23 protein-coding genes, 2 tRNA genes and 1 pseudogene are annotated in these 23,977 nt (G+C 38.7%); 17 read left to right on the top strand and 9 right to left on the bottom strand.

Features of this window, described 5'->3' with window-relative positions; translation table 11 throughout:
• The first annotated feature begins 35 nt into the window (after nucleotides 1-35).
• The 5 genes and pseudogenes from L6471_RS11000 to L6471_RS10980 all read left to right on the top strand — a co-directional run.
• Nucleotides 36-1,403 (top strand): radical SAM/SPASM domain-containing protein, encoded by a 1,368-nt coding sequence (locus L6471_RS11000; RefSeq protein WP_237797328.1) that lies wholly within the window; start codon nucleotides 36-38, stop codon nucleotides 1,401-1,403.
• 27 nt (nucleotides 1,404-1,430) lie between these two features.
• Nucleotides 1,431-1,604, top strand: coding sequence for a hypothetical protein (locus L6471_RS10995; RefSeq protein WP_237797327.1), 174 nt, complete (start codon nucleotides 1,431-1,433; stop codon nucleotides 1,602-1,604).
• 32 nt (nucleotides 1,605-1,636) lie between these two features.
• Nucleotides 1,637-1,810 carry a hypothetical protein gene (locus tag L6471_RS10990; RefSeq protein WP_237797326.1) on the top strand — a complete coding sequence of 58 codons (174 nt, stop codon included), beginning with the start codon at nucleotides 1,637-1,639 and terminating at the stop codon, nucleotides 1,808-1,810.
• Nucleotides 1,811-1,842: 32 nt separating this feature from the next.
• Entirely contained in the window at nucleotides 1,843-2,016 is a 174-nt protein-coding gene (locus tag L6471_RS10985) for a hypothetical protein (RefSeq protein WP_196801578.1), read from the top strand.
• Nucleotides 2,017-2,154: 138 nt separating this feature from the next.
• Nucleotides 2,155-2,886, top strand: a pseudogene (locus L6471_RS10980) (TonB-dependent receptor domain-containing protein); the annotation flags it as partial.
• Between the two features lie 302 nt (nucleotides 2,887-3,188).
• On the opposite strand, the gene L6471_RS10975 reads toward L6471_RS10980, so the two are convergent.
• The 3 genes from L6471_RS10975 to L6471_RS10965 form a co-directional block, all read right to left on the bottom strand.
• Nucleotides 3,189-3,263, bottom strand: a tRNA-Val gene (locus tag L6471_RS10975).
• A gap of 143 nt (nucleotides 3,264-3,406) precedes the next feature.
• On the bottom strand, nucleotides 3,407-3,889 hold the full coding sequence (locus tag L6471_RS10970; RefSeq protein ID WP_006281775.1) for a DUF4251 domain-containing protein: 483 nt from the start codon (nucleotides 3,887-3,889) through the stop codon (nucleotides 3,407-3,409).
• A 534-nt stretch (nucleotides 3,890-4,423) separates the two neighbouring features.
• Nucleotides 4,424-4,497: transfer RNA gene (locus tag L6471_RS10965), tRNA-Arg, on the bottom strand.
• A 239-nt stretch (nucleotides 4,498-4,736) separates the two neighbouring features.
• On the opposite strand from L6471_RS10965, the gene asnA reads away from it, so the two are divergent.
• Nucleotides 4,737-5,774 carry an aspartate--ammonia ligase gene (gene asnA, locus L6471_RS10960; RefSeq protein ID WP_027452976.1) on the top strand — a complete coding sequence of 346 codons (1,038 nt, stop codon included), beginning with the start codon at nucleotides 4,737-4,739 and terminating at the stop codon, nucleotides 5,772-5,774.
• A gap of 74 nt (nucleotides 5,775-5,848) precedes the next feature.
• On the opposite strand, the gene L6471_RS10955 is transcribed toward asnA, so the two are convergent.
• On the bottom strand, nucleotides 5,849-7,693 hold the full coding sequence (locus L6471_RS10955) for a DNA polymerase III subunit gamma/tau (protein WP_094448130.1): 1,845 nt from the start codon (nucleotides 7,691-7,693) through the stop codon (nucleotides 5,849-5,851).
• A 67-nt stretch (nucleotides 7,694-7,760) separates the two neighbouring features.
• On the opposite strand from L6471_RS10955, the gene L6471_RS10950 reads away from it, so the two are divergent.
• From L6471_RS10950 to mfd, 9 genes are all read left to right on the top strand, one after another.
• Entirely contained in the window at nucleotides 7,761-8,120 is a 360-nt protein-coding gene (locus L6471_RS10950) for an FtsB family cell division protein (RefSeq protein WP_006281778.1), read from the top strand.
• Nucleotides 8,104-8,514, top strand: coding sequence for a hypothetical protein (locus tag L6471_RS10945; RefSeq protein WP_027452975.1), 411 nt, complete (start codon nucleotides 8,104-8,106; stop codon nucleotides 8,512-8,514). Before L6471_RS10950 ends, L6471_RS10945 begins: the two co-directional genes overlap by 17 nt.
• Nucleotides 8,515-8,623: 109 nt before the next feature.
• A complete protein-coding gene (locus tag L6471_RS10940) occupies nucleotides 8,624-9,442 on the top strand; it encodes a DUF4369 domain-containing protein (RefSeq protein WP_006281780.1) in 819 nt (272 codons plus the stop codon).
• Between the two features lie 19 nt (nucleotides 9,443-9,461).
• Entirely contained in the window at nucleotides 9,462-10,793 is a 1,332-nt protein-coding gene (locus L6471_RS10935) for a dihydroorotase (protein ID WP_237797324.1), read from the top strand.
• Nucleotides 10,794-10,814: 21 nt separating this feature from the next.
• Nucleotides 10,815-11,627 (top strand): vitamin B12 dependent-methionine synthase activation domain-containing protein, encoded by an 813-nt coding sequence (locus L6471_RS10930; RefSeq protein ID WP_006281782.1) that lies wholly within the window; start codon nucleotides 10,815-10,817, stop codon nucleotides 11,625-11,627.
• A gap of 45 nt (nucleotides 11,628-11,672) precedes the next feature.
• Entirely contained in the window at nucleotides 11,673-12,866 is a 1,194-nt protein-coding gene (locus L6471_RS10925; protein ID WP_074550176.1) for a metallophosphoesterase, read from the top strand.
• 36 nt (nucleotides 12,867-12,902) lie between these two features.
• The gene (locus tag L6471_RS10920; RefSeq protein ID WP_027452971.1) at nucleotides 12,903-13,661 is read left to right on the top strand and encodes a lysophospholipid acyltransferase family protein; all 759 of its coding nucleotides are present in this window, start codon (nucleotides 12,903-12,905) and stop codon (nucleotides 13,659-13,661) included.
• A gap of 67 nt (nucleotides 13,662-13,728) precedes the next feature.
• Nucleotides 13,729-14,475, top strand: coding sequence for a polyprenol monophosphomannose synthase (locus tag L6471_RS10915; protein ID WP_237797323.1), 747 nt, complete (start codon nucleotides 13,729-13,731; stop codon nucleotides 14,473-14,475).
• Between the two features lie 2 nt (nucleotides 14,476-14,477).
• The gene (gene mfd, locus L6471_RS10910) at nucleotides 14,478-17,930 is read left to right on the top strand and encodes a transcription-repair coupling factor (protein WP_237797322.1); all 3,453 of its coding nucleotides are present in this window, start codon (nucleotides 14,478-14,480) and stop codon (nucleotides 17,928-17,930) included.
• 85 nt (nucleotides 17,931-18,015) lie between these two features.
• Here the strand turns inward: mfd and L6471_RS10905 are convergent, their stop codons facing one another.
• Entirely contained in the window at nucleotides 18,016-18,570 is a 555-nt protein-coding gene (locus tag L6471_RS10905; protein WP_006281787.1) for a glutathione peroxidase, read from the bottom strand.
• 235 nt (nucleotides 18,571-18,805) lie between these two features.
• Between L6471_RS10905 and L6471_RS10900 the strand changes: the two genes are divergently transcribed.
• Nucleotides 18,806-19,390: a hypothetical protein gene (locus L6471_RS10900; RefSeq protein WP_237797321.1), complete on the top strand. Its 585-nt coding sequence runs from the start codon at nucleotides 18,806-18,808 to the stop codon at nucleotides 19,388-19,390.
• 136 nt (nucleotides 19,391-19,526) lie between these two features.
• A complete protein-coding gene (locus L6471_RS10895) occupies nucleotides 19,527-20,132 on the top strand; it encodes a hypothetical protein (RefSeq protein ID WP_094448125.1) in 606 nt (201 codons plus the stop codon).
• Between the two features lie 273 nt (nucleotides 20,133-20,405).
• On the opposite strand, the gene L6471_RS10890 is transcribed toward L6471_RS10895, so the two are convergent.
• The 4 genes from L6471_RS10890 to L6471_RS10875 all read right to left on the bottom strand — a co-directional run bounded on the left by L6471_RS10890 (nucleotide 20,406) and on the right by L6471_RS10875 (nucleotide 23,976).
• A complete protein-coding gene (locus tag L6471_RS10890; protein ID WP_237797320.1) occupies nucleotides 20,406-21,308 on the bottom strand; it encodes a DNA/RNA non-specific endonuclease in 903 nt (300 codons plus the stop codon).
• A gap of 130 nt (nucleotides 21,309-21,438) precedes the next feature.
• Nucleotides 21,439-21,690: a type B 50S ribosomal protein L31 gene (locus tag L6471_RS10885; RefSeq protein ID WP_074550168.1), complete on the bottom strand. Its 252-nt coding sequence runs from the start codon at nucleotides 21,688-21,690 to the stop codon at nucleotides 21,439-21,441.
• Between the two features lie 109 nt (nucleotides 21,691-21,799).
• Nucleotides 21,800-23,095 carry a hypothetical protein gene (locus tag L6471_RS10880; RefSeq protein ID WP_237797319.1) on the bottom strand — a complete coding sequence of 432 codons (1,296 nt, stop codon included), beginning with the start codon at nucleotides 23,093-23,095 and terminating at the stop codon, nucleotides 21,800-21,802.
• A gap of 26 nt (nucleotides 23,096-23,121) precedes the next feature.
• Nucleotides 23,122-23,976 carry a DUF5689 domain-containing protein gene (locus tag L6471_RS10875; protein WP_006281793.1) on the bottom strand — a complete coding sequence of 285 codons (855 nt, stop codon included), beginning with the start codon at nucleotides 23,974-23,976 and terminating at the stop codon, nucleotides 23,122-23,124.
• Between the last annotated feature and the right edge of the window lies 1 nt (nucleotide 23,977).

Below are 23,977 nucleotides of genomic sequence, written 5' to 3'. Positions count from 1 at the left end.
AGTTTTAAAGTTTCTAATTATAAAAATAGTAAGTTATGGCAAGATTATCAAATTATATGATTGATACTGAAATCTTGGATGAGAACAAGAACATGTTAGTGCATGGTTACACAGGTGCGCTCGACCTTATCGATCGTGAATTGGCTACCTATTTAAAGAGTAACAAGGATTCTTTGGATCGTGAAACCTTTCCTTTTGGTGAAGAGAATTACGATCTTCTGAACAAGCGTGGCTATATCACGGACAAGACTCCAGAGGAGGAAATCCAGCATGTAAAGAATCAGGCTAATCTGCTTCATAAGCAGAACCTCACAGGTATCAAGTGCTTCGGTTTTCTCATCACATATAATTGTAATTTTAGATGTCCATACTGTTATGAATCAAGAATCTCTAACTTTGGAAAGGATTGGTCACAGAAGGCTTTTACCAAAGAAATCGTTGACGAGGCATACGAGGCATTGGCGACCATTGAGCCAGTCAAGGAAAAACGATATCAGGGACTGCTCCTTTATGGAGGTGAGCCACTGCTAAAGAAGAATCAAGAGATAGTCAAGTATATTGTAAATAAAGGTGTCGGTTTGGGATATAGATTTGCAGCCATCTCGAATGGTTTTGAACTCGAGAACTATGAGGACATCCTGGGGCCAGATAAGTTGGGAGCCTTGCAAATCACTATTGACGGTCCTCGTGATCAGCACAACACCACTCGCATCCATAAAGATGGTATCCCAACCTTCGACAAGATTCTATCTAATGTAGAATTGGCTCTGAATAAGGGATGCAAGGTTGCCATTCGAATGAACACAAATATCGAGAATATTGGCAAGATTAAAGTCCTCCATGAACTTTTCGAGAAAAAAGGCTTCTACGAAAATCCATTGTTCCAGCTCAACAGTGCCTTGATTTATGATTATCTAGATGACTTGAAAGAGAAAGATGACAAGGCTAGGGAAGTCAATTACATGTCTCATAAGGACTATATCGACGTCTACGAGAAACATCCGGATTTCAACTTCGAGGATGAAGGTTTCTACAAGCGTATTTCCGATTCCATCACCAAAGGCCAGCGCCTGATGTTGCAGCCTACGTATTGCGGTGCACCTTCCAATTCTTATCTGCTCGACCCATATCATAATATCTACGCTTGTTGGGAGCGAGTAGGCGATGGGAGTCAGGTGGTCGGAAAATACGGTAAGAATGGGGTTGAGTTCTTCCCTAATCTCGAGGAGATTCATTCTCACAATGTTTCAGAGAAGGAATCCTGCTCAAAGTGCAAGTTTGTTTTTTTGTGCCGTGGTGGTTGCCCGCAGAAAGCCAAGACGCATAGTTGTAAACTTGTGAGGGAGTTATTCAAGACTTCCGTCAATAAAGTCTATCACAATAATAAGAAGTACTTCAAATAAAACATTAACAATTAAATGATTACAATTATGAAAAAGAATGTTATCAAGTCAGTGAACAACGATCTTTTTGATCAGGCTTACATGGAGAACCTTGAAGAGCGTATCGAGACAGCTCCGGTATCAGTTCGAACTAATCAGCAGGAACAGCAGCTCCAAGATTTCTGCAGTCCTATCTGTGAATTCACTTGCCTTGTATACTAATAACCCTATTCATTAATTAAATGATTACAATTATGAAAAAGAATGTTATCAAGTCAGTGAACAATGATCTTTTTGATCAGGCTTACATGGAGAACCTTGAAGAGCGTATTGAGACAGCTCCGGTATCAGTTCGAACCAATCAGCAGGAACAGCAGCTTCAAGATTTCTGCAGTCCTATCTGTAGTTTTACTTGCCTTGTATACTAATAACCCTATTCATTAATTAAATGATTACAATTATGAAAAAGAATGTTATCAAGTCAGTGAACAACGATCTTTTTGATCAGGCTTACATGGAGAACCTTGAGGAGCGCATCGAGACAGCTCCTGTATCAGTTCGAACCAGTCAGCAGGAACAGCAGCTCCAAGATTTCTGCAGTCCTATCTGTGAATTCACTTGCCTTGTATACTAGTCAGACAGTAGGAAGGTGACACTCTTGGGTATAGGCGATTGGTTTTTCATCAATCGCCTATTTCTGATTTATTCTTTTCAAATACGGCGAATTTTACACCTTTGTGAATAATTGTGACAGTCATGTAGGTATTCTTCACACATTAAAGAGCCTACTTTATGGTCACTCTTGCCTTTTGTAAAGGAAGAAACACCAGGAATTTATTCAAAGGGAACACCTGATTTAAAACCAGTTAGAACCGATAAAATATCATGTGAGTATAGTTTCTCTAAGGGAAATCTTTATGTGTCGCTTACTCCTTACTATAAGCGAATAAAGAACAAAATTGTTTCTATGGAAGAAAACTATCTGGATGGTTCTCTTGTATATAATGACAACCTGAAGAAATATCAGGAATGGGGAACAGAATTGTCTTTTTCTGATAATCTGTTCAGTTGGTGGATAGTAAACGCTAATGTTTGTGGTTATAGACAATACATCTCAGAAAATAGCTATTATAACAAATGTTTAAACACGATTGATTGGCAATTAGTAAGTTATTGGAGCTTGGCAAAAAAATGGGCTATTACATTACAATATATACATAATGGCAAGCAGTTAAGCTATAATGGATATATTAAACCGTCAAATACGAATTTGGCTCAGTTGACTTATAAAGTCAATAAGCGGATGAAACTATATCTTATTTATGTCTATCCATTTGGTAAGATGGATGATGAAAGATATATCTGTTCTGATAAAAAGACGATTACGACATATCAAAAAATAGATGTGCAAAAGGTCCTTTTGTCATTTACATATAATTTCAATAAAGGAAAGAAATCTAATAAAAAAGATATCTATATAAATGTAGACAAAAAATATGAATAATGATAATAGATAGATTTCTTATAAATTAAATTTCGAAACAAGCTGTGGAAGGGTTGATTTTCAGAGTTTATTAAACTCTGTTACTCTTCCGTGCATCTGAGCTATGAACAGCGTAAGGTAAGAGGAGTAGAGTATGATAGCGAATTTGTCTTCTTATCTGGATGTAGACCCAGTAAAAGAATGCCTAAGTATATTGAATTAGCTTGCAAGATATTGTTGTCGCTAGAGAACGGGGCTATTCTTTTAGTGGAGTTCTAGTAAAATAAAAAGGACCTTGAATAATTATTCAAAGTCCTTTCTTGTGGGCGTTGACGGATTCGAACCGCCGACCCTCTGCTTGTAAGGCAGATGCTCTAAACCAACTGAGCTAAACGCCCTTACTTCTTAAAAGCGAGTGCAAAGATAGAGCTTTTATTCGAAACCGCCAAACTTTTATCCAATTATTTTTAGTTTTTTCGTCAAAAAAGTGTTTTTTCTTGAAAAAATAGGGCTTATGAGCTCAAAAGGGGATATGTTAGGACTATTTTTTAAAAGTCCCAGTAAATCGTATAGACTCACGTTGGCGTGATAAGACTTGGATATCGGCAGAACCATTATCGAATATTTCCACTTGATATTGGTAAATATCCTCTTCATTCTGCGCGGTCAAGTCGATTCGGGTCAAATCTTTTTTGATTCGCTTAGTTTGATATTGTGATATACGGGCTTTAAAATTTAATCCTTTACCACCACCATACGGTAAACTGTAGGCTCGCCCAAAATAGGGAAGGTAAGAAATCAGACTGTCGTTACGAACGGTGATCTCGTAGCCATAATCTAAGTGTTGAGCTGGAAAGCGGGAAGGATATACGTGATCAACTTCCACGGTGAATTTATGTTCATTGAGAGCCGCTTGTATCAGTTGGGCATCTTGTTCGAATCGCTCAACCTTTGTTGATGACTTTTGTGATACGCATCCACAACAAAGAGTGGCTGCCATGAGAATAACTGTTAACTTCTTCATACTGATGTCTTTAGAAATCGGTACAAAGATAATTATTAATTAAATACTTTACAAAAAGTATCATGAGATTTGCATTTTTTTCAGGAACTTTAAATCTGAGGGTAAATATGAGGCTTATGGCTAATATGTAATGACTTATTAATTAGGAAGTTGTGCTGTTTTTTATACTTGTAGTATTCGATGCTATGGTTACGTGATCATTCAATGCATACTTACGAGTGATTAATAGCATAGATATGAAGGATTAATAGCATACTTACGAGTGGAAAATAGCATACTTTTATCTTTAGGGATTTAGTTGATGGTCACCTCGAACAATTGATAGATTTTGAAGAGCATGAAGATACATTAATGCAATTAATAGCCTTACTTGATATCATTTTGAATAATCAGGCAGAATATGCTACTGATATTGACTCAAAAATAGAGATTAACGACATTTATTTCTGTTTATGATATTGTTAGAAATAAGATAGCCGGATAAAAGTTGATAATCAGAAAATAGAAGGATGCGATATGTAATATGTAATAAGGTGACTCCGATGGGATTCAAACCCATGACCTTCAGAACCGGAATCTGACGCTCTATTCAGCTAAGCTACGGAGCCATATTGGATAGCTATCAAGTGATAACTTTTGCAAAAGTACAACAAATATTTGAATTGTCCAAAAATAATTGTTTTTTTCATAAAATAATGCAATTATTCGAATTATATAATACAAATAGTAACATAATAACTAATTTCTAATACGTTTTGCTAAAAAATCTTCTGTTTTGCTTGCAAATTAATAATAAAGTACTATCTTTGCATCGCAAATAAAAGAAATTTAGATTAAAAATCAAAATATGAGTAATCTGATTAAACCACAGGGATATAGAGCGCTCCTCGATATGCGCCAAACGGAACAAGGTATTAAATTGATTAAAGAATTCTTTCAGCAGAATCTTTCTACCGAGCTTCGTCTTCGTCGTGTTACTGCTCCACTTTTTGTGTTAAAAGGTTTGGGCATTAATGATGACCTGAATGGAGTAGAGCGCCCTGTTACATTTCCAATAAAAGATTTGGGTGATGCAAAAGCAGAGGTGGTTCATTCTCTTGCTAAGTGGAAGCGCTTGACATTGGCAGAATATGGTATTGAACCAGGTTATGGTATTTATACTGATATGAATGCTATCCGTGCGGATGAGGAACTTGATAATCTACATTCTCTCTATGTAGACCAGTGGGACTGGGAAGCTGTAATTAATGCTCCTCAGCGTAATGTTACTTTCCTTGAGAGTGTGGTTCGACGTATTTATGGCGCTATTCGTCGTACGGAATATCTTACCTGTGAAACTTATCCACAGATTAAGCCTTTCTTGCCAGACGATATTCATTTCATACATAGTGAAGATTTGTTGCAGATGTATCCTGATCTTACTCCTAAAGAGCGTGAGGATGCTATTTGTAAAAAATATGGTGCTGTATTTATCGAAGGTATCGGTGCTAAATTAAGCAATGGCGAAAAGCACGACGGTCGTGCAGCAGACTATGATGATTGGAGCACGGTAGCAGAGAATGGTAAGGCAGGCTTGAATGGTGATATTTTGATTTGGTATCCTGTTTTGGGTCATAGCTTCGAGTTGAGCTCTATGGGTATTCGTGTAGATAAGGAGAGTTTGCTTCGTCAGCTGAAGTTAGAAGGTCAGGAAGAACGTGAAAAGTTATATTTCCATCAGCAGCTTCTCGAGGACAAGTTGCCATTGAGTATCGGTGGTGGTATTGGCCAGAGTCGTCTGTGCATGGTTCTTTTGCATAAAGCTCATATTGGCGAAATTCAGGCAAGTATTTGGCCGGAAGAAATGCGCCAGGAATGCGAAGAAATGGGTATGAAATTGATTTGATTTATTTTCGAAGAGGGGAGGAAAATAAAACGGGGAAGTCCATCAGTTTGGATTTCCCCGTTTACTATTTGATATTATGCTAAGTCAAGATTAAGACTCTTGCGGAGTCGCTCTATAGCCGGGCGTTCTCGACATATTTTCTCGAATACTTCCCGTTTGGTAAGAATCTTACCCGCCTCTTCGGCTTTCGCCAGTCTGATGGTAAAACTGACATCAGCATTATGAAGCAATTGTATCATTGTAGCCTTGATGCGATTCTTAACTTCCTCAATCTGATCTATAAGAAAAGCATTATCGACAACGAGTTCGATATTCGGAAAATCGACAATTTTAGGTATCATATTCTTCATACGGGCTGCAATACCCATGTATTGCGGATATAGAATCATACGATTACACATAATCATCCAGTCGCGCTCAACATCTTCCTGTGTAAATACATTCTGCTCACCTTTTTCCTGACTTTGTTTGAGCTCTTCTGCTGCTTTTATTTCTTGCGCAACAATAGAATTCTGTTGTTCAGGCTTCTGTTGAAGATTTTTCCATGAATTAATAAAGTGAGCCGCTATAGATGGATTAACAGAACCATTGGCAAGTGAATTTTGTGGTTCAGCTTGCTGGCCGGCATGAGCTGATGCAGGCGACTTGATTGTAGCTGTAACAGCAATAGGAGAAGTACGCTCCTGATGACGAGAAGCAGTAATAGGTCTTTGCTCAGCCCCCGCCACCTGTGGAGCAGGTTTAGGCTGAGAACTCATGATATGTTTAAACAGGGATTTTAATCTATGGGGCATACGCCCCGCACTGGGTATATCCTTGTCTTCTGGTTGAGTAATCTGTGCGATCTGAATCAGAGTGAGTTCTACTAACAATCGTTTGCTGGAACTTTCCCGATAATGAATGTCGCATTGATTCATCAAGTCGAGCGCTTTATATAAGAAAGGTAAAGGACAGCGTTTAGCTTGTTCCTTAAACTTTACTTTCTGTTGCTCACTAGTTTCAAGAAGTGGCAGGGTAACCTCGTCCTTGGCCATCATCACATTACGTATATGCTGAGCCAATCCACTGATAAGATGACTGCCATCAAATCCCTTTTCAAGAATAGAATTAAGCAAAAGCATCGCATCGCTTACCTTATTCTCAAGCGCCAAGTCTGTCAGTTTGAAATAATTATTACTGTCGAGAACGTTCAGGTCGGCAATCACTTTTTCGTAGGTAATATTACCTTGACTATAACTGGCTACTTGGTCGAATATAGACAAAGCATCGCGCATTCCGCCGTCAGCTTTTTCTGCAATCACTTCGAGAGCGGCATCTTCATAGGTAATACCTTCCTTATCAGCAATCTGTTTGAGGTGAGCGATGGTATTAGGTACCGTCATTCGCTCGAAGTCATATATTTGACAGCGAGAAAGAATAGTAGGCAGAATCTTATGCTTCTCTGTAGTTGCAAGGACAAAGATAACATGAGCAGGCGGTTCCTCCAAAGTCTTGAGGAAAGCGTTGAACGCTGCCGTAGAAAGCATATGAACCTCATCGATGATAAACACCTTATATTTACCCACCTGAGGTGGAATGCGGGTTTGTTCCATCAGAGACTTGATGTTTTCTACCGAATTGTTGCTGGCAGCATCAAGCTCAAAGATATTGTATGAGCGCCCCTCATTAAAAGCCTTGCAACTCTCACATTCGTTACAAGCTTCACCATCTTCTCTCGGATTTTCGCAATTTATGACTTTGGCAAAGATACGGGCACATGTCGTTTTCCCGACACCTCGCGGACCGCAGAACAAATAAGCATGCGCTAATTTCTTGCTCTTTACGGCATTTTTCAGAGTCGTGGTGAGTGCGCTCTGACCCACAACTGAGGCAAATGTCATCGGGCGATATTTACGTGCCGATACAATATATTCTTCCATTTTTTTTCAGATTGATGATGCAAAGATACAAAAAAGTATTATCTTTGCAAACAATAATAATGGAATAATGGCCAATCGCCTTAACAATATCTTAGCATTTGTCGCTCATTATAAGTATTTTATAACGATCGTCATCGGTGTTCTTATCGTAGGTTTTCTCGATGAGAATAGTATTCGTGCAATTATAAAAAACAAAGTACGTATAAGCGAATTACAAGATATGATAGATCGTTATAATCAAGAATATGAACACGATTCCAAGAAATTGAACGATATGAAGACCGACCCGAAAGCGATAGAACGAGTAGCTCGAGAAGACTACTTTATGAAAGCTGACGATGAGGATATCTTTGTGTTGAGTGATGACCAGCCTAAGGAAAAATCTTTAGAAGAACAAGAGCAAGAACAAAATGAAGCAGCTGAGTAAATTGCAAAGTGCCCTATTTCTTTTTGGAGGTGTACTCATGGTTATAGGTGCAGGTCTCTTTGCATTTCAGATTAGACAAGACATAGCATCATGGATATTTCTGTGTGGTACAGTCTTTTTTACGTTGATGCAGATGATGCAAACTTATGAGGGTACCAGTATGGTGATGAAGCGTCTCAAGCGAATTCAGGGTATCGCCGATTTGTTTTTTATCATTTCTGGCATCTCGATGGTAGATACAGCCAATCACTTTTTCGTAGATCTTTTTGATAATTATCAGAGTTATATCGCATATTGTTATAATAAATGGGTCGTATTTCTTCTGATAGCAGCCATACTCGAAGTGTATACGACACATCGTATGAGCTCTGAATTGAAAAAAGAGGAGGCTTGATTTTGCGAAAAAAAACTAAAATGATACCTAATAAATTAAATAGCATAAAATAATTTTTGTAGTCAAAAAATCTACCGTACCTTTGTCTACAAACGATGAAAAAACGCTTATGAATAAAATTTTATACGCATTTCTCTCTGTATTGACCTTGGCATCATGTGCTAACTCATATAACATCACGGGTTCTTCTAATGTTTCTACTTTAGATGGACGTATGCTTTACCTTAAGATACTTAAGGATACATCATTTGTTAATATAGATTCTTGTGATGTTGTACATGGACAGTTTCATTTTGCTGGCAATGTGGATTCGGCGAAAATGGCCAATATTTTCATGGATAATGAAAACATTCTTCCACTCGTATTGGAAGATGGTGATATCACTGTAAAAATAGATGATGCTCAGCAGATTGCTAGTGGTACACCGTTGAATGATAAATTGTATAAGTTCTTTCATAAATACAATCAACTTAAAAATCAGGAGGCAGAGTTAGTTCATCAGCATGATCAGGCTATTATGAATGGTAGAAATATGGCTGCTGTTAATCAGAGACTTAATCAGGAGGCATTACGTATTTCAGAGCAAGAGGATAAACTGATTACTAACTTCGTAACGAGTAACTTTGATAATGTTCTTGGTCCAGGTGTATTCCTTCTTGTAACAATAGGATATGAATATCCACAACTTACTCCGTGGATTGAAGATATCATGAGTAAGGCTACTGATAAGTTTAAGAATGATACGTATGTAAAAGATTACTATCAAAAGGCTCAGGAAAATCAGGAAATTATGAATGGTATGAGAGATCCTATGCCACAGGCAGGTGCTGTTCAACAACCGCTGGCGCCTGTACCGACAGAAGGTATCACGCCAAACGAACTGGCTCAACCTTCTCAGCAGGCTCCTGAAGCTCAGGCTGTACAATAACCGAATTAATCTCGCAAAGATGACAATATTAATTAAGAATGGTAATATAGTCAATGAAGGTCGCTCTTTTCGGGGCGACCTTATAGTTAATAATGACCGTATTGAAGATATTTTCGAAGGCAACTGTGCACCCCGTGGTAACTATGATGATATTATAGATGCAACGGGGTGTGTCGTTTTGCCAGGAGTTATCGATGAACATGTGCATTTTCGTGAGCCTGGATTAACCCAAAAGGCTGATATCGAAAGTGAGAGTAGAGCTGCTGCTTATGGTGGAGTTACTTCTTTTTTTGATATGCCTAATACAAATCCTCAGACGACTTCGCTCGAAGCTCTTGATGATAAATTCGCACGCGGTAAGCAGAAAAGTCATGTAAATTACAGTTTCTTCTTTGGGGCAACGAATAGTAATGTAGAACTGTTGAAACAGTTGGATATACATCGTGTTCCTGGTGTGAAACTTTTTATGGGTGCCAGCACGGGTAATATGCTCGTGGACAAGATGGAGGCCTTGAAAGCCGTTTTTGAAGAATCGGCACGATTGGGACTTCCCGTCATGACTCATTGTGAAGACTCTCAGTTGATTAGCCGAAATATGGCAGAAATAGTAGCCAAGTATGGCGAGGATCCTGATGTGAAATATCATCCGGTGATCCGTGATGAAGAAGTCTGCAGTAAGAGTAGCGAATTGGCTGTTCAGTTGGCTCGTGAAAGTGGTGCTCATCTCCATATCGCACATCTTTCTACTGCAAAAGAATTAGCTCTGCTTGATCATAAGAATATTACAGGTGAAGCTGTTATTGCTCATCTTGTATTTAGTGATGAGGATTATGCTACCAAGAAAGCTCTCGTGAAGTGTAATCCTGCAGTAAAATCGAAAGCGGACAGAGATGCACTTCGACACGCTTTAATGGATGGTACGATTTATACCATTGGTACTGACCATGCTCCTCATCAGCTTCAGGATAAGCAGGGTGGATGTATCAAAGCTGCTTCGGGTATGCCGATGATTCAATTCTCATTGGTCTCTATGCTTGAACTTGTAGATGCGGGTATCCTAAGTCTGGAGAAAATGGTAGAATTGATGGCTCATCATCCTGCATCTCTATTCCAGATGAAGGATCGTGGTTATCTGCGTAAAGGTTATAAGGCTGATATTACGATAGTAAAACCAAACTGTCCATGGACAGTAACTAAGGACGTGATACAAAGCAAGTGTAAGTGGAGTCCTTTAGAGGGCAAAACCTTTAATTGGCAAGTACAGCAGACATTTTGTAATGGGCATCTGGTTTATAATCAGGGTAAGTTTGATACTGATTATCGAGCAGAAGAAATCGAATTCAGAAAGTAAAGTTTAAAGAGATATCCTATTTTGAAATTAGAATATAATATATCGGATATTGTTCCTTATATCAACTGGATTTATTTTTTTCATGCCTGGAATTTGACGGGTAAACCTCAGGCTGAAAAGGATAAATTGCAGGCTGATGCTGAACGAATTTTAGCTTCTTGGGAGGGGCATTATCATACGTATGCCCTTTTCGAATTATTGCCGGCTAATAGTGATGGTGATGATTTGATCGTAGGAGGGGAGAGAATTCCTATGTTAAGACAGCAGCGTCCGCAACGTAAGGGAGAACCTAATCTCTGTTTGGCAGACTTTGTATATCCCTTGTCCATGGGCAAGAAAGATGTAGTAGGCTTATTCTGTACAACGGTATCTCTAGAACTGCAAAAGGGTAATGATGATGATGCTTATCTCAAGATGATGCATCAGGTACTCTGTGACCGTTTGGCTGAGGGTACAGCTGAAAAAATGCATGAAGAGGTAAGGCGTCATTATTGGGGGTATGCACCTGATGAACAGTTGACGATGCAACAGACACATAATGAAGAATATCAGGGTATTCGTCCGGCTATTGGATATCCTTCACTGCCAGATACAAGTGTAAACTTTATACTGGATAAACTGTTGGATATGAAGCAAGTTGGAATCCGGTTGACAGAGAATGGCATGATGACCCCGCATGCTAGCGTTAGCGGGTTTATGTTTGCACATCCCTTATCGCGATATTTTGATTTAGGAAAAATCGGAGAAGATCAACTCCGAGATTATGCGCATCGTAGAGGACTACCAGTAGAATTGGTACGAAAGTTTCTTCAGGCAAGTCTTCTGAAGCGTTAAGATAGTCAGTTATTCTTGTAATCTATAATTTAAAAATAAATAGTAGTGATAGCTAAAATATTTATACCGATACTTCTAATGATAGTCTTCTCAGACTTATATTATGATATGCATTATTTGCGTTATCGCAAAGGTATGTCTGGATGGAAAAGATTATTGTGGTGGATGCCCGGTATTCTGATGATAGCTTATACGATAGGGTTAGCGAGCATTAAAGCTTTTGCTCCTCAAGATGTGCGTTGGCTCTATGTTTATCTTTTTCTTGTTGGAATATTACTTGTGCCAAAGTTTGTTATGGCCGTTTGCTCATTTTTGGGTTGGCAACATTGTAAGTTCCACCATACCCATAAGAATCGTGGTAATCTGATAGGACCAGTTCTGGCCGTTGTGGCAGCAGGAGCATTTCTATATGGCTTAACAATAGGACCTCGTCGCTTGGAGGTAAAACATATCGATTTATACTTTGAACAATTACCAGCATCGTTTGAAGGGTATAAGATTGTTCATTTCAGCGATTCTCACGTGGGCACTTTTAATCACAATATGGATAACTGTTTGCGTAGAGATATTGACAGTATTAAAGCTCAACATGCAGACCTTATTGTATTTACTGGTGACTTGCAGAATGTAGCACCAGAAGAAATTACATATCACTCTGATTGGTATAAAGAATTAACCAATGGGGGACATACCAAAGTGATGAGCATAATGGGAAACCATGATTATAGTGACTATATGCGAGGTCCTCGTAAAGAGATGGATGCTCGTGTACAGAAACATGAAGCTTTGCAGAGAAGTTTGGGGTGGGATCTGTTGCTCAATGAACATCGTATCATTAAGCGAGGAAAAGATTCCTTGTTTATTGCAGGTGAAGAGTGGGAAGCAAAAGAAGCAGATGATACTACCAATTATGTGAATCGAGTAAAGACTTATGCTGGAATTCCACAACAGGCTTTTGTGATAACCCTTCAGCATAATCCTCTTTATTGGGAAGAGCATTTGGTTCATGGACAGGGTATACCAGTACCGCAGCTTACCCTTAGTGGGCACACGCATGCCGGTCAAATCAGTCTTTTCGGAATGCGTCCAACGATGCTATCTTATAAGGAAGATTATGGTTTGCATCAGTTAGAAGGTAAATATATTTATGTGACAGCAGGATTAGGAGGACTTGTACCTATTCGTTTAGGGACGACTCCTGAAATCGCAGTAATCACATTGCATCGATTGAAAAAGTAGTATAACGAATTTATAATAATCAGTAGTTCCTTAATGATGAAATATTTATATCGGCTTTATCAGTTATTCATTTTTCTACCCATTTTTCTTGTCCTCTGTATCTTGACATCTCTGTCTACGTGTATCGGATGTTGGTTGGGTGATGGACATTTTTGGGGATATTATCCAGGAAAAATTTGGTCTTGGCTTGTGGTAAAATTACTGTTTATCCCGGTAAAAGTGGAAGGAAGAGAGCATCTTGTCGAAAATCAAAGTTACGTTTTTGTAGCTAATCATCAAGGTGCATTTGACATATTCCTGATTTATGGTTTTTTGAATCGAAACTTCAAGTGGATGATGAAAAAAGCTATTCGTAAAATACCATTGGTCGGTGTGGCTTGTGAGTATGCTCATCATATCTTTTTGGACAAGAGTGGTCCAAAGAAAATCAGAAAATCGTATGAGCAGGCAGAGTCAGTTCTGAAAGAAGGCATGTCGCTGGTGGTATTCCCTGAAGGGGCAAGAACCTTTACAGGACACATGGGTGTATTTCGAAGAGGAGCCTTTATGCTGGCTGATGAACTTCAGCTTCCAGTGTGCCCACTGACTATTAATGGCAGTTTCAATATTAAGCCGCGAATGAAAGATCTCTTTTGGGTTTTCTGGCATCCGATGAAGCTGACAATACATGAACCCATAGAGCCTATAGGAAAGGGAGCTGATAATATAAAAAACCAGATGGATAAGAGTTATGAGGTTATTATGTCAGCACTTGAACCTAAATATCAAGGATTTGTTGAAAATCCCGATCAATAATTGAGGGAAAATACTTATCTTTGCATTCAACGAAATATATAGGTTATATTAATTATATAGAGAAAAAATGGAAAGCGATAGTATCGTAATTATACCAACTTATAATGAGAAAGAAAATATAGAAAAAATTATTCGGGCTGTTTTTGGTCTGAATAAGCCTTTCCATATCTTGGTTATAGATGATGGCAGTCCTGACGGAACAGCACAGATTGTACATCATTTGATGAAAACGGAATTTTCCGACAGATTATTTATCATTGAGAGAAGTGGTAAGTTAGGTTTGGGTACAGCTTATATTACTGGTTTTAAGTGGGCTTTAGAGCGGAAATATGAATATGTTTTCGAGATGGATGCCGATTTTAGCCATGATCCTCATGACTTGCCAAGACTGTATGCAGCATGCCATGATGACGGTAATGATGTAGCTGTCGGCTCTCGTTATGTCAGTGGTGTTAATGTTGTCAACTGGCCTATCGGGCGTGTGTTGATGAGCTATTTTGCTAGTCGATACGTACAAATGGTAACAGGATTTAAGGTGCATGATACTACCGCAGGATTTGTATGTTATAAGCGCAAAGTATTGCAGACTATACCTTTAGACCTCGTTCGCTTTAAGGGTTATGCATTCCAAATAGAAATGAAATTTACATCCTACAAGATTGGCTTCAAGATTAAGGAAGTACCTGTTATCTTTGTTAATCGTCGAGAAGGTACCAGCAAGATGAGTGGAGGTATTTTTGGAGAGGCTTTCTTTGGAGTAATGCGTTTGCGTCTTGACGGATGGTTCCGTAAATATCCAAAAATTAAAGAATAATTTTGTCAATACAAGAATTACAAAAACTTTATGGCAGACTGCCCCAGGCGTCTGCCTTAGTTGATTTATTTAAGAAGAAGTCGATCAAGTCACTTTTTCTAGAGGGCCTTGTTGCTTCTTCTGTTCCGCTTCTTTTTTCATCAATTGCGTCAAGACTGAAGCGTACGGTGGTGTTCGTACTTGATGATAATGATGAGGCTGGTTATTTCTATCACGATCTTACTCAGATTATGGGGCAGGAGCAGGTGTTGTTCTTTCCTTCAAGTTATCGTCGTGCTGTCAAATATGGACAACGTGATAGCGGTAATGAAATTTTGCGAACGGAAGTTCTCGCCAAGTTAAGTGCTTCTTCTGCTGATGCTTTTTTTGTCGTTTCATACCCAGAGGCAATAGCAGAACTGGTCGTTTCAAAAAAGCGGTTGGATGATCATATCATAAAACTTAAAGCAGGGCAGACGTGTGTATTGTCTGAGCTTGAGCAGCAATTGAGATCATTCGGATTTGAGGAAAATGATTATGTATATGAGCCTGGTCAGTTCGCTGTGCGAGGCAGTATTATAGATGTCTATTCATATAGTTGCGAGTATCCATTTCGTATAGACTTCTTTGGTAATGAAATAGATACCATACGTACTTTCGAGGTGGAAGATCAGTTGTCTAAAGACAGAAAAACTGAAATCGAAATTGTACCGGAACTAGCCCAATCGCAAACGGAAAAAGTTTCGTTTCTCAAATTCCTTCCAGAGGATAGTATTCTGGTTATGAAAAATCTATCGTATGTGCATGATACAATAGATAATACTTATCAAGAAGGTTTTTCTTCTCAGGCCATGACAGAGCGTATGGAGGGGGCAACAGAACAAGAACAAGCCCAAATTATACGTGATATGCAAAAGGATAATAATCTGGTCACGGCTAGTACTTTCCTGAGAGATGTCGTAGCGTTTCAGCGTGTAGAATTCGGGCCCAATGCAGCAGAGGTAATGAGGCGTCAGGATGCTGATGCTCAAGAAGTATCTTCTAGAGCAACTCTACAGTTTCATACTACACCCCAACTTTTGACCCATAAAAACTTTGACCTGCTTGTTCAAAATTTGGAAGACTATATTCTTAAGGGATATCATATCTATATTCTCGCTGATAGTGCCAAACAGACGCAGCGTTTGAAGGATATTTTCGCAGATATGGATAATCCTCGAGCTAAGAGTATTGTCTTTGAACCGGTTGATAAGACGATACATTCGGGGTTCGCTGATGACGATCTTAAGATGTGTTTCTTTACTGACCATCAGATTTTCGATCGCTTCCATAAATATAACCTTAGGAGTGATGCTGCTCGTGCCGGTAAAATGGCCCTGACGATGAAGGAGCTACAGGAAATGGAGCCAGGTGACTTTATCGTGCATGTCGATTTGGGTATAGGTAAGTTTGGCGGTCTCGTTCGTGTTCCGGTAGGTAATAGCTATCAGGAGATGATTCGTATTATCTACAAAAATAATGATAAAGTAGATGTTTCTATTCATAGTCTATACAAAATAAGCAAGTATCGAAGTAGTGAAACGGGTGAGCCGCCACGTCTTTCAACCCTCGGAACAGGTGCTTGGGATAGGATGAAGGAGAAGGCAAAGAAGAAGATCAAGGATATTGCCCGAGACCTTATCAAACTCTATGCTAAGCGTAAACGTGAAAAAGGCTTTGCTTATTCTAAGGATGGCTATATGCAACATGAGTTGGAGGCGAGTTTCCTTTATGAGGATACGCCAGACCAGTCTAAGGCCACGCAAGAAGTAAAGGCTGATATGGAAAAGGATCGTCCGATGGACAGACTTGTCTGTGGCGATGTCGGTTTTGGCAAGACTGAAGTTGCTATGCGAGCAGCTTTCAAGGCTGCGTGCGATGGTAAGCAGGTAGCTGTGTTGGTTCCTACTACAGTATTGGCTTATCAGCATTATCAGTCGTTTAAAAAGCGTTTGGAAGGTTTTCCGGTTACCATTGAGTATCTTTCAAGAGCACGGTCTGCGAAAGCTACCAAGGCCGTACTGGAAAATCTGGAGGCGGGTAAGGTTGATATTATCATCGGTACTCATAAACTGATAGGTAAGAATGTTAAGTGGCACGATTTAGGACTGTTAATTATCGATGAAGAACAGAAGTTTGGTGTATCAACAAAAGAAAAACTTCGTAAAATCAAAACGAATGTTGATACGTTGACGATGTCGGCGACACCAATACCTCGTACGTTGCAGTTCTCATTGATGGGGGCTCGCGATATGAGCATCATGCGCACTCCACCACCAAACCGATATCCTATTCATACCGAATTGACGACTTATGGTCATGAGGTTATAGCAGATGCTATCAATTTCGAAATGAGTAGAAATGGACAGGTCTATTTCGTCAATAATCGTATCAGCAATTTGCAGGAAATAGCCAATCTTATCCATAAATATGTGCCAGATGCTCGAATAGCAATAGGTCATGGACAAATGAAACCCGATGAACTGGAAGAAATCTTGATGGGTTTCATGAATTATGATTATGATGTTTTGCTTTCAACCACTATCGTGGCTAACGGTATCGATATTTCCAATGCCAATACGATTATCATTAATGAGGCTCATCATTTCGGTTTATCTGATTTGCATCAGATGAGAGGTCGTGTAGGTAGAAGTAACCGAAAAGCTTTCTGTTATCTGCTTGCCCCACCTAAGAGTGTACTGAGTGTAGATGCTCGTCGTCGATTGGAGGCACTGGAAACATTCTCTGAATTAGGTAGTGGTTTCAATTTAGCTATGCAAGATCTTGATATCCGTGGTGCAGGTAATTTGTTAGGTTCTGAGCAAAGCGGATTTATGGCTGATTTAGGTTATGAAACTTATCAGAAGATTTTGAACCAGGCTATTACAGAGTTGAAGAATGATGAATTTCAGGACCTGTATTCTGATGAGATAGCAGGTGGCAATGATAAGATATCGGGAGATGATTTCGTAGACGACTGTGCATTGGAAAGTGATCTGGAAATGTATTTCCCAGATAATTATGTTCCAGGAAGTAGTGAACGTATGCTCTTGTATCGTGAACTGGATAGGATAGAGGATGATCTGGCTTTGGAAGAATATAAGAAGCGCTTAATAGACCGTTTCGGTCCTGTTCCTCATGAAGGTGAAGAGCTCATGCAAGTGGTACGTTTGCGTAGACTTGGTAAGCACTTAGGATGCGAGAAGATTATCCTAAAACAGGGTATGATGCAATTACAGTTTGTTTCGAATACGCAAAGTGCTTACTACAAGAGTATGAGTTTTGATCGAGTACTCAATTATGTAGCTTCTAATCCAAGAAAGTGTCACTTCAAGGAGATAAAAGGTAAGCGCATGATGATGATTGATAAGGTAAATAGCATAGGTCAAGCCACAGGATTGTTGGAAAGTATTGATCAAGCGGATGCGAAAAAGTAACTCTGCTTCAAAAGTCAGATATGAAAATCGCCGAATAGATAATTAGCATTCTATTCGGCGATTTATTTTTTATTGTATCTGATACCTATGCAGTAAGCAGTTCTTCTATCTGTTTTGCGATATTGTCAATACTTTCTGTAGGTTCGAATCGAGCGACAACCTGACCTTTCTTATTGGTGAGGAACTTGGTGAAATTCCATTTGATAGAAGGATTCTCTTTATAATTAGGGTCAGATTCAGTCAGCATCTTGTCGAGAATAGGGTAGATAGGATGGCTTTCGTCCCAACCTGCAAAACCCTTGGTTTCTGTAAGAAACTTATAAAGCGGAGCAGCATCATTGCCATTCACTTTAATCTTCTTGAAACGAGGAAATTCTGTACCGTAAGTCAATTTGCAGAATTTGTGAATACTTTCGTCTGTACCAGGAGCTTGCTGTCCAAATTGGTTACATGGAAAATCAAGGATTTCAAAACCTTGAGCATGGTATTTCTCATAAAGCTTTTCGAGTTCTTCGTACTGAGGTGTAAAACCGCATTTTGTTGCTGTGTTGACGATTAAAAGCACTTCATTAGCGTACTCTTTGAGTGATACATCTTTACCTTTTCTGTCTTTTACAGAGAATTCGTAAACTGTTCTCATTTTCTTGTATAAAATATATTTAGATTCGATTTGAGTAAATGTAATTGCAAAGATAGCATTATTTTCTGATTAGCGATAACAAAAGTACAGAAATTACAAAAAAAATGGATAGTAGGGAATTCCCTATTCTCGTATCGTAAATTCCTTTTCAAGAATGGGGATTTTCTTTTTACCAATCGGTTTATTTATGTACCTTTGTGTTATAAAAATGAATCATAAATAAAGGGATGAAATTATGAAAAAGTTTACTTCTATATTTAGTATTGCACTGGTTATGTTAAGTGCATTGGCATTCACTTCTTGTGATAGAATGGAGGATATGGCTATGTCTGACACATTGCAGGGTATTTGGGGTGGAACCCTTCAAAGTACCTATTATGATGACTTGGGCTATCCTGTAGGTAATGATCAATATCTTACGATTTTCCGGTTCGATCGTCAGACAGCAACGAAGGGCACAGGAGTAGAAATTGACGTAATAGGTAATCGACGGGGGTATGGGCGATTTGATTGGGAAGTTCGCAATCAGACAGCCTACCTTTATTACGAAGATGGAACAAGAGCGATAATCTATGATTATACTCTGGATGATTATCATTTCGAAGGTTATATCGATGATGGTACCCATAGAGATATCTATTTCAACTTGAGTTTCATGTCTGACGGAGATTTTAATTCTTATTATGACGACTATTATGATACCTATTATAATTGGGCAAAATCAAATCGTACCAGAGCTGGTTCAGAAGAAGGTGTTCTAATGAAAAAGGGAAAACTCTTTTTTGATAAGGATTCACTTAATGCTCTGAAAAGCAAGTAATTACGAATTTTAGCTGGGGGTATTCCTATTACAAATAGGGATTTTCCCCAAAGTGGTAGGGAAATTTCCCCCATATAGGTGGAAACTTTGTCGTATCTTTGCTCTCGTTAAAAGAAACATTTAGTAAGCATTAGTTATGAAACAGTTGAAATCATATCGAGTATGGATTGTTTTAGGGCTGTTGGCACTAACAATAGTAGGCTGTGATAATTATACTGATGAATGGTATCTAGGAAATCGTCATGGGTATTATGATGATGATGACGATGTCTCTGATGATATGTTAGCGATGGCTGAATATATTGAAGGTCAGTGGTCGGGTACATTAATTGCTAAATATACAGAGGGTGGTATTGCTTATGCTGATAGCTTCTATGTAGATTATACTTTTCAGCGTAGCAAGAATCAGGCTTCGGGTATAGGTACAGAGTATACTTTTACTTTAGCAGAGGAGCCTTATAAAACGCGTAAGTTTACATGGTATATTAACCAAGATGGTCATGTTTATATAGACTTTGCAGATCATGTCAGCATGGTGATATATTATGATGACTTCAGGTTGGATAGAAGTCGGTTCTGGGGAACGATGACTGCTATCAAAGGGGTACAAGAGTATGATGAGTTTGATTTAACCTATCAGAGTGCTCATGCTAAGAGTAATCGTCAGGGAAATGGACGTAGCTATGGTGGAAAAGCCAATACTGTAATGGTAAAGGGTGTCGCCATGAGCAAAACGAAATAAAAATATTAGGGGTCAAAAAACGAGATATATTATTGCAGAAACGTGTTAAGTTAGAGATGTAAAGCGAGTATTACTACATGCCTTTTGTGTGAAATTGGCACAAGTATAAAAAGAAAAGAATGCTCGTAAGGGCATAAAATTCAAGAAGTAGTAATGACAATTTAAGAAATTAATTTTTAAAGTAGTATTTATTCAAGTTAGAGAGTAAAAAAAAGGGCAGCCGTGAGGTTGCCCTTTTTTCTTCGTATGGTGTCTTGAGTCGATATATACTTATCAGTTAAGTTTCCAGGCTCTTAGAATATTCTCTACAGCAAGAGATTCTACATGTTCTTCTGTGTCATCAGGCAAGTTACAGAAGAAGTCTATGCCGGTTTTTTCTTCCAGAGTATCGATATTTACGACATGGCTTGCAAGAGTTCCTTGCTTAGATGCTGAAACAGTTTGGTCGAACCAAAAGCCAATAGCTTTATAGCCAGAAGAGTTCTTCATCAATACTGCAGAAAAATAATATCTTGGCACAAGAAGTCCTTTGCTTGTCGTCGTGAATATATCTGTTGACTTGTCAATAGTACCACCTTTGCAAACATATAACGTATCAGAATGACTGGAATTAACTGTAATCCATGAACGAATTAAGTTTTCCATATCACTCCAGATACCATCGTTGAACGAGTGAGCTTGTGGCTGCATGTTGGTAAGGTAGAAGGTTTGGTAGTTGGAATTTGCTGAATTCAAACGATCAGCAGAGGGACAAAGATGGCCATGGTCATACCCAGTCTTCCCAAACGGATCGTTATCAACGCTATATTGATAGCTACTGTTCATGTCAGGATCGGATGGATACTGTGGACTATCAGAATAGCGTTTGGTACGTGAGAGTCGGTTACTCCAATACATTTTATAGCAAGACCATCGGTTGGATTTCTTTTCGGTGTCCCATTCTATGGAGTAGTTGAGAGAATCGCCATCAAGGTGGCTGATGATAATGCTATTACCTCCTTTTACCTTCGGAAACTCCAAATCGCCAATATATTTCATGCTTGCTGTTGGTATGTTGGCATTTACATTAGAAGCGGAAGACCCAGATGTAGATGTTGAATTATCGTCATTACTACTGCCGCAAGCAACCAGAGCTAATACGCCCATGGCTAAAAATAAAGATTTAATTGTGTGCATAAGTGAAGTTTAGTTATATAGAATTACCTATTGAGATTTCGTTTAGAATGATAAAGGGTACGACCGACCGCATATGCAACTACGCTCGAACGTACCCTCTTGACTTAATATATACTTATAAAGGATATATTTACTTCTTCAGCTTACCGTAACGGTTCATGAAGCGGTCAACACGACCTGCTGTATCAACAAGCTTGCTCTTACCTGTATAGAATGGGTGAGAAGAGCTTGAGATTTCGACCTTAACCACTGGGTAAGTTTCGCCTTCAAATTCTACAGTGTCATTAGTCTTGCATGTAGAACATGTAAGGAACATATCGCCGTTGGACATATCCTTGAATACGACGGGACGATAGTCTGCTGGATGAATACCTTTTTTCATTTTAATCTAAAATATTTGTTTATTAATAATAATGTCACTATACGTAACGAGTTGCAAAATTACGAAGAATTTTGCAACTCGCCAAATATTTTAGGAATTATTTTCCTTTTTAGTTTGCGTAGTTAATAACAAAGCTTAATATTCTTAACTGAGACTTACCACCTGTATTTGTATTACTGTTAGTAAGTACAACTTTATTACTGTTAATATCGCTAATGGTATAAGTAAGTTCGTTGAGAGCAATTGTTCCTACAGAAGCAGTAGCCATTCCTTGGGCTGTATAATTTATTCCATTGTAGCTGTCACAAAGGATAGTTATGCTTTTAATATTTTTGGTAGCTTCGAATGTAAGTGTATTGCCTGGATAAACGCGAAGAGTACCACTACCTGCAATATAGAATTTTGGAGAATTAGATCCTGTTCCTGCTTCTGCAATAATCTTAGTGCCATCTGTCAGGGTTTGAGTACCCCATTCTGCAGCATCTGTCAAATTAAAGCTTGAAGTTGTGATTTGACCTGCTGCTTCAGAACCAGATTCTGTTGAAGTACCTTCACCTTCGATAGAGATCAACTTGCTTTCCTTATCCATTTCTTTAGTAGTATTATACAATGTCAGTTTACCACAAACCACTACAGTCTGACCTTTTTTCAACTGGCTCTTTGATGTAAACTTTTCACCATTCAAGTAGAAACCATGGTAAATCTCAAAGTCGTTAGTAGAAGTACCGTCATCAGAAATGTAGTAAGTAGCATTACCATAGTTTACAGTATCGATGCTGCCAACTTTAGCCACAATACCCTTTACGTAAACTTCCTTATTAGAATCGTAGCTATTATTTTCGTAGAGTTTGAGAACAGCTGCTACATTATAAGGGTCTGTCTCTGTTCCTGTACCTGTAGGTTCTGCTGTTGATGTACCACTATTAGAAGCAGTCTTACCGTTTAAGTATACGATATGGCTCTTGTTTGTGACAAATTCTTTTGTACCATTGTAAATAGTAACGTTACCTGCAACGACTACAGAATCTCCAATTGCAATATCACTTTCTGAAGTAAAATTCGCACCGCCAAGGCCAAGACCGCGATAAACATAGAATGTAGTTGAGGCCTCTTCATCTTTAATATAATAGGTGATATTACCAAAAGACTCATTAAAAGTACCTACTTGAGATACGACACCCTTTACATAGTAAGTAGCGTTCGCATCGAATTCATTATCCATTAAGCTATCGAGAGCGACAACGTTGAATGGATCTTCTGCAGTACCAGAACCCTTAGGTGCTACTTTAATCTCAGTATTTTCGCTGTCAGTTGGCAATGTATAAGGAGCTGGTACATCTTCACAACTAGTGAGAGAAAGTACGCTAACAGCTAATGCTATTGCTGAATAAACTAATTTTTTCATATTTGATTTCTTTTTTTTCTAATCTGTTATTTAATATCATTTAGGTCGCGAGCAAGAATCTGCCAAGTTGAGTTGTAAATGGTGAAGATACCAGTTACATCACATGTTCCAGATTTGATGATATCGTTCGCAAAGTCTGCATAAGTACTGGTGCGTAAACACAAATTACTAGAGTTGTATCCTGTAAACGCACGGTTAGCACAGTTTGATGTCAGTGATACACTACCATCGTTTGGAGCATAAACATTCTTTCCGTTAGCATCCTTGAAAGTAACGCCCTTGATCGTCATCAACTTTCCTGCATTGTCGAAAATATAGGATGCATCAGATAGCTTTGAAACATCAAAATCTTCTTTCAGACTGTTCAGTTTGGTAGTATCAGGTTCACCTACAAGCTTGTAGTGCTTTTCCCAAGTATAGCGGTCCATGCGACCTACGCCTTTGGCGCCAGTGCTCGTATTGGTATAAATACCACCAACTTCAGCCTGACCACCATAACCACCGATAATTAAATCTTTTAAGTCGATGATGACTTCCTGGCCTTCAGGTAAGTAGCCATAGAGACCACTAGCTGAAACACATACGAGAAGAGCGCCAGTTTCGTCCTGGATAGAAATCTCCTGATAGATATTACCACCACGGTCATTACCCGTTACAATACCTTTGATTTGCATATCTTCAGAAATCGTGGTATATGAATTACCGGTAATCTTATTCTTATATTTGGCTTTCAGTTGAGCAATTGTAACCAGATTAGTTGTCTCAATGCTATTATCGCCATAAGGTGATTCATCCAAGGTAGGGTCTGCATAGCTGCTTCCCATACACGAAGCAAAGATAACCCCTGCGAGCGCCAATGCTAAATATTTTAATTTTTTCATT

This window comes from Segatella bryantii (assembly GCF_022024215.1).
Taxonomy (GTDB): Bacteria; Bacteroidota; Bacteroidia; order Bacteroidales; family Bacteroidaceae; genus Prevotella; species Prevotella bryantii.
This window is presented reverse-complemented; position numbering and strand designations above follow the sequence as displayed.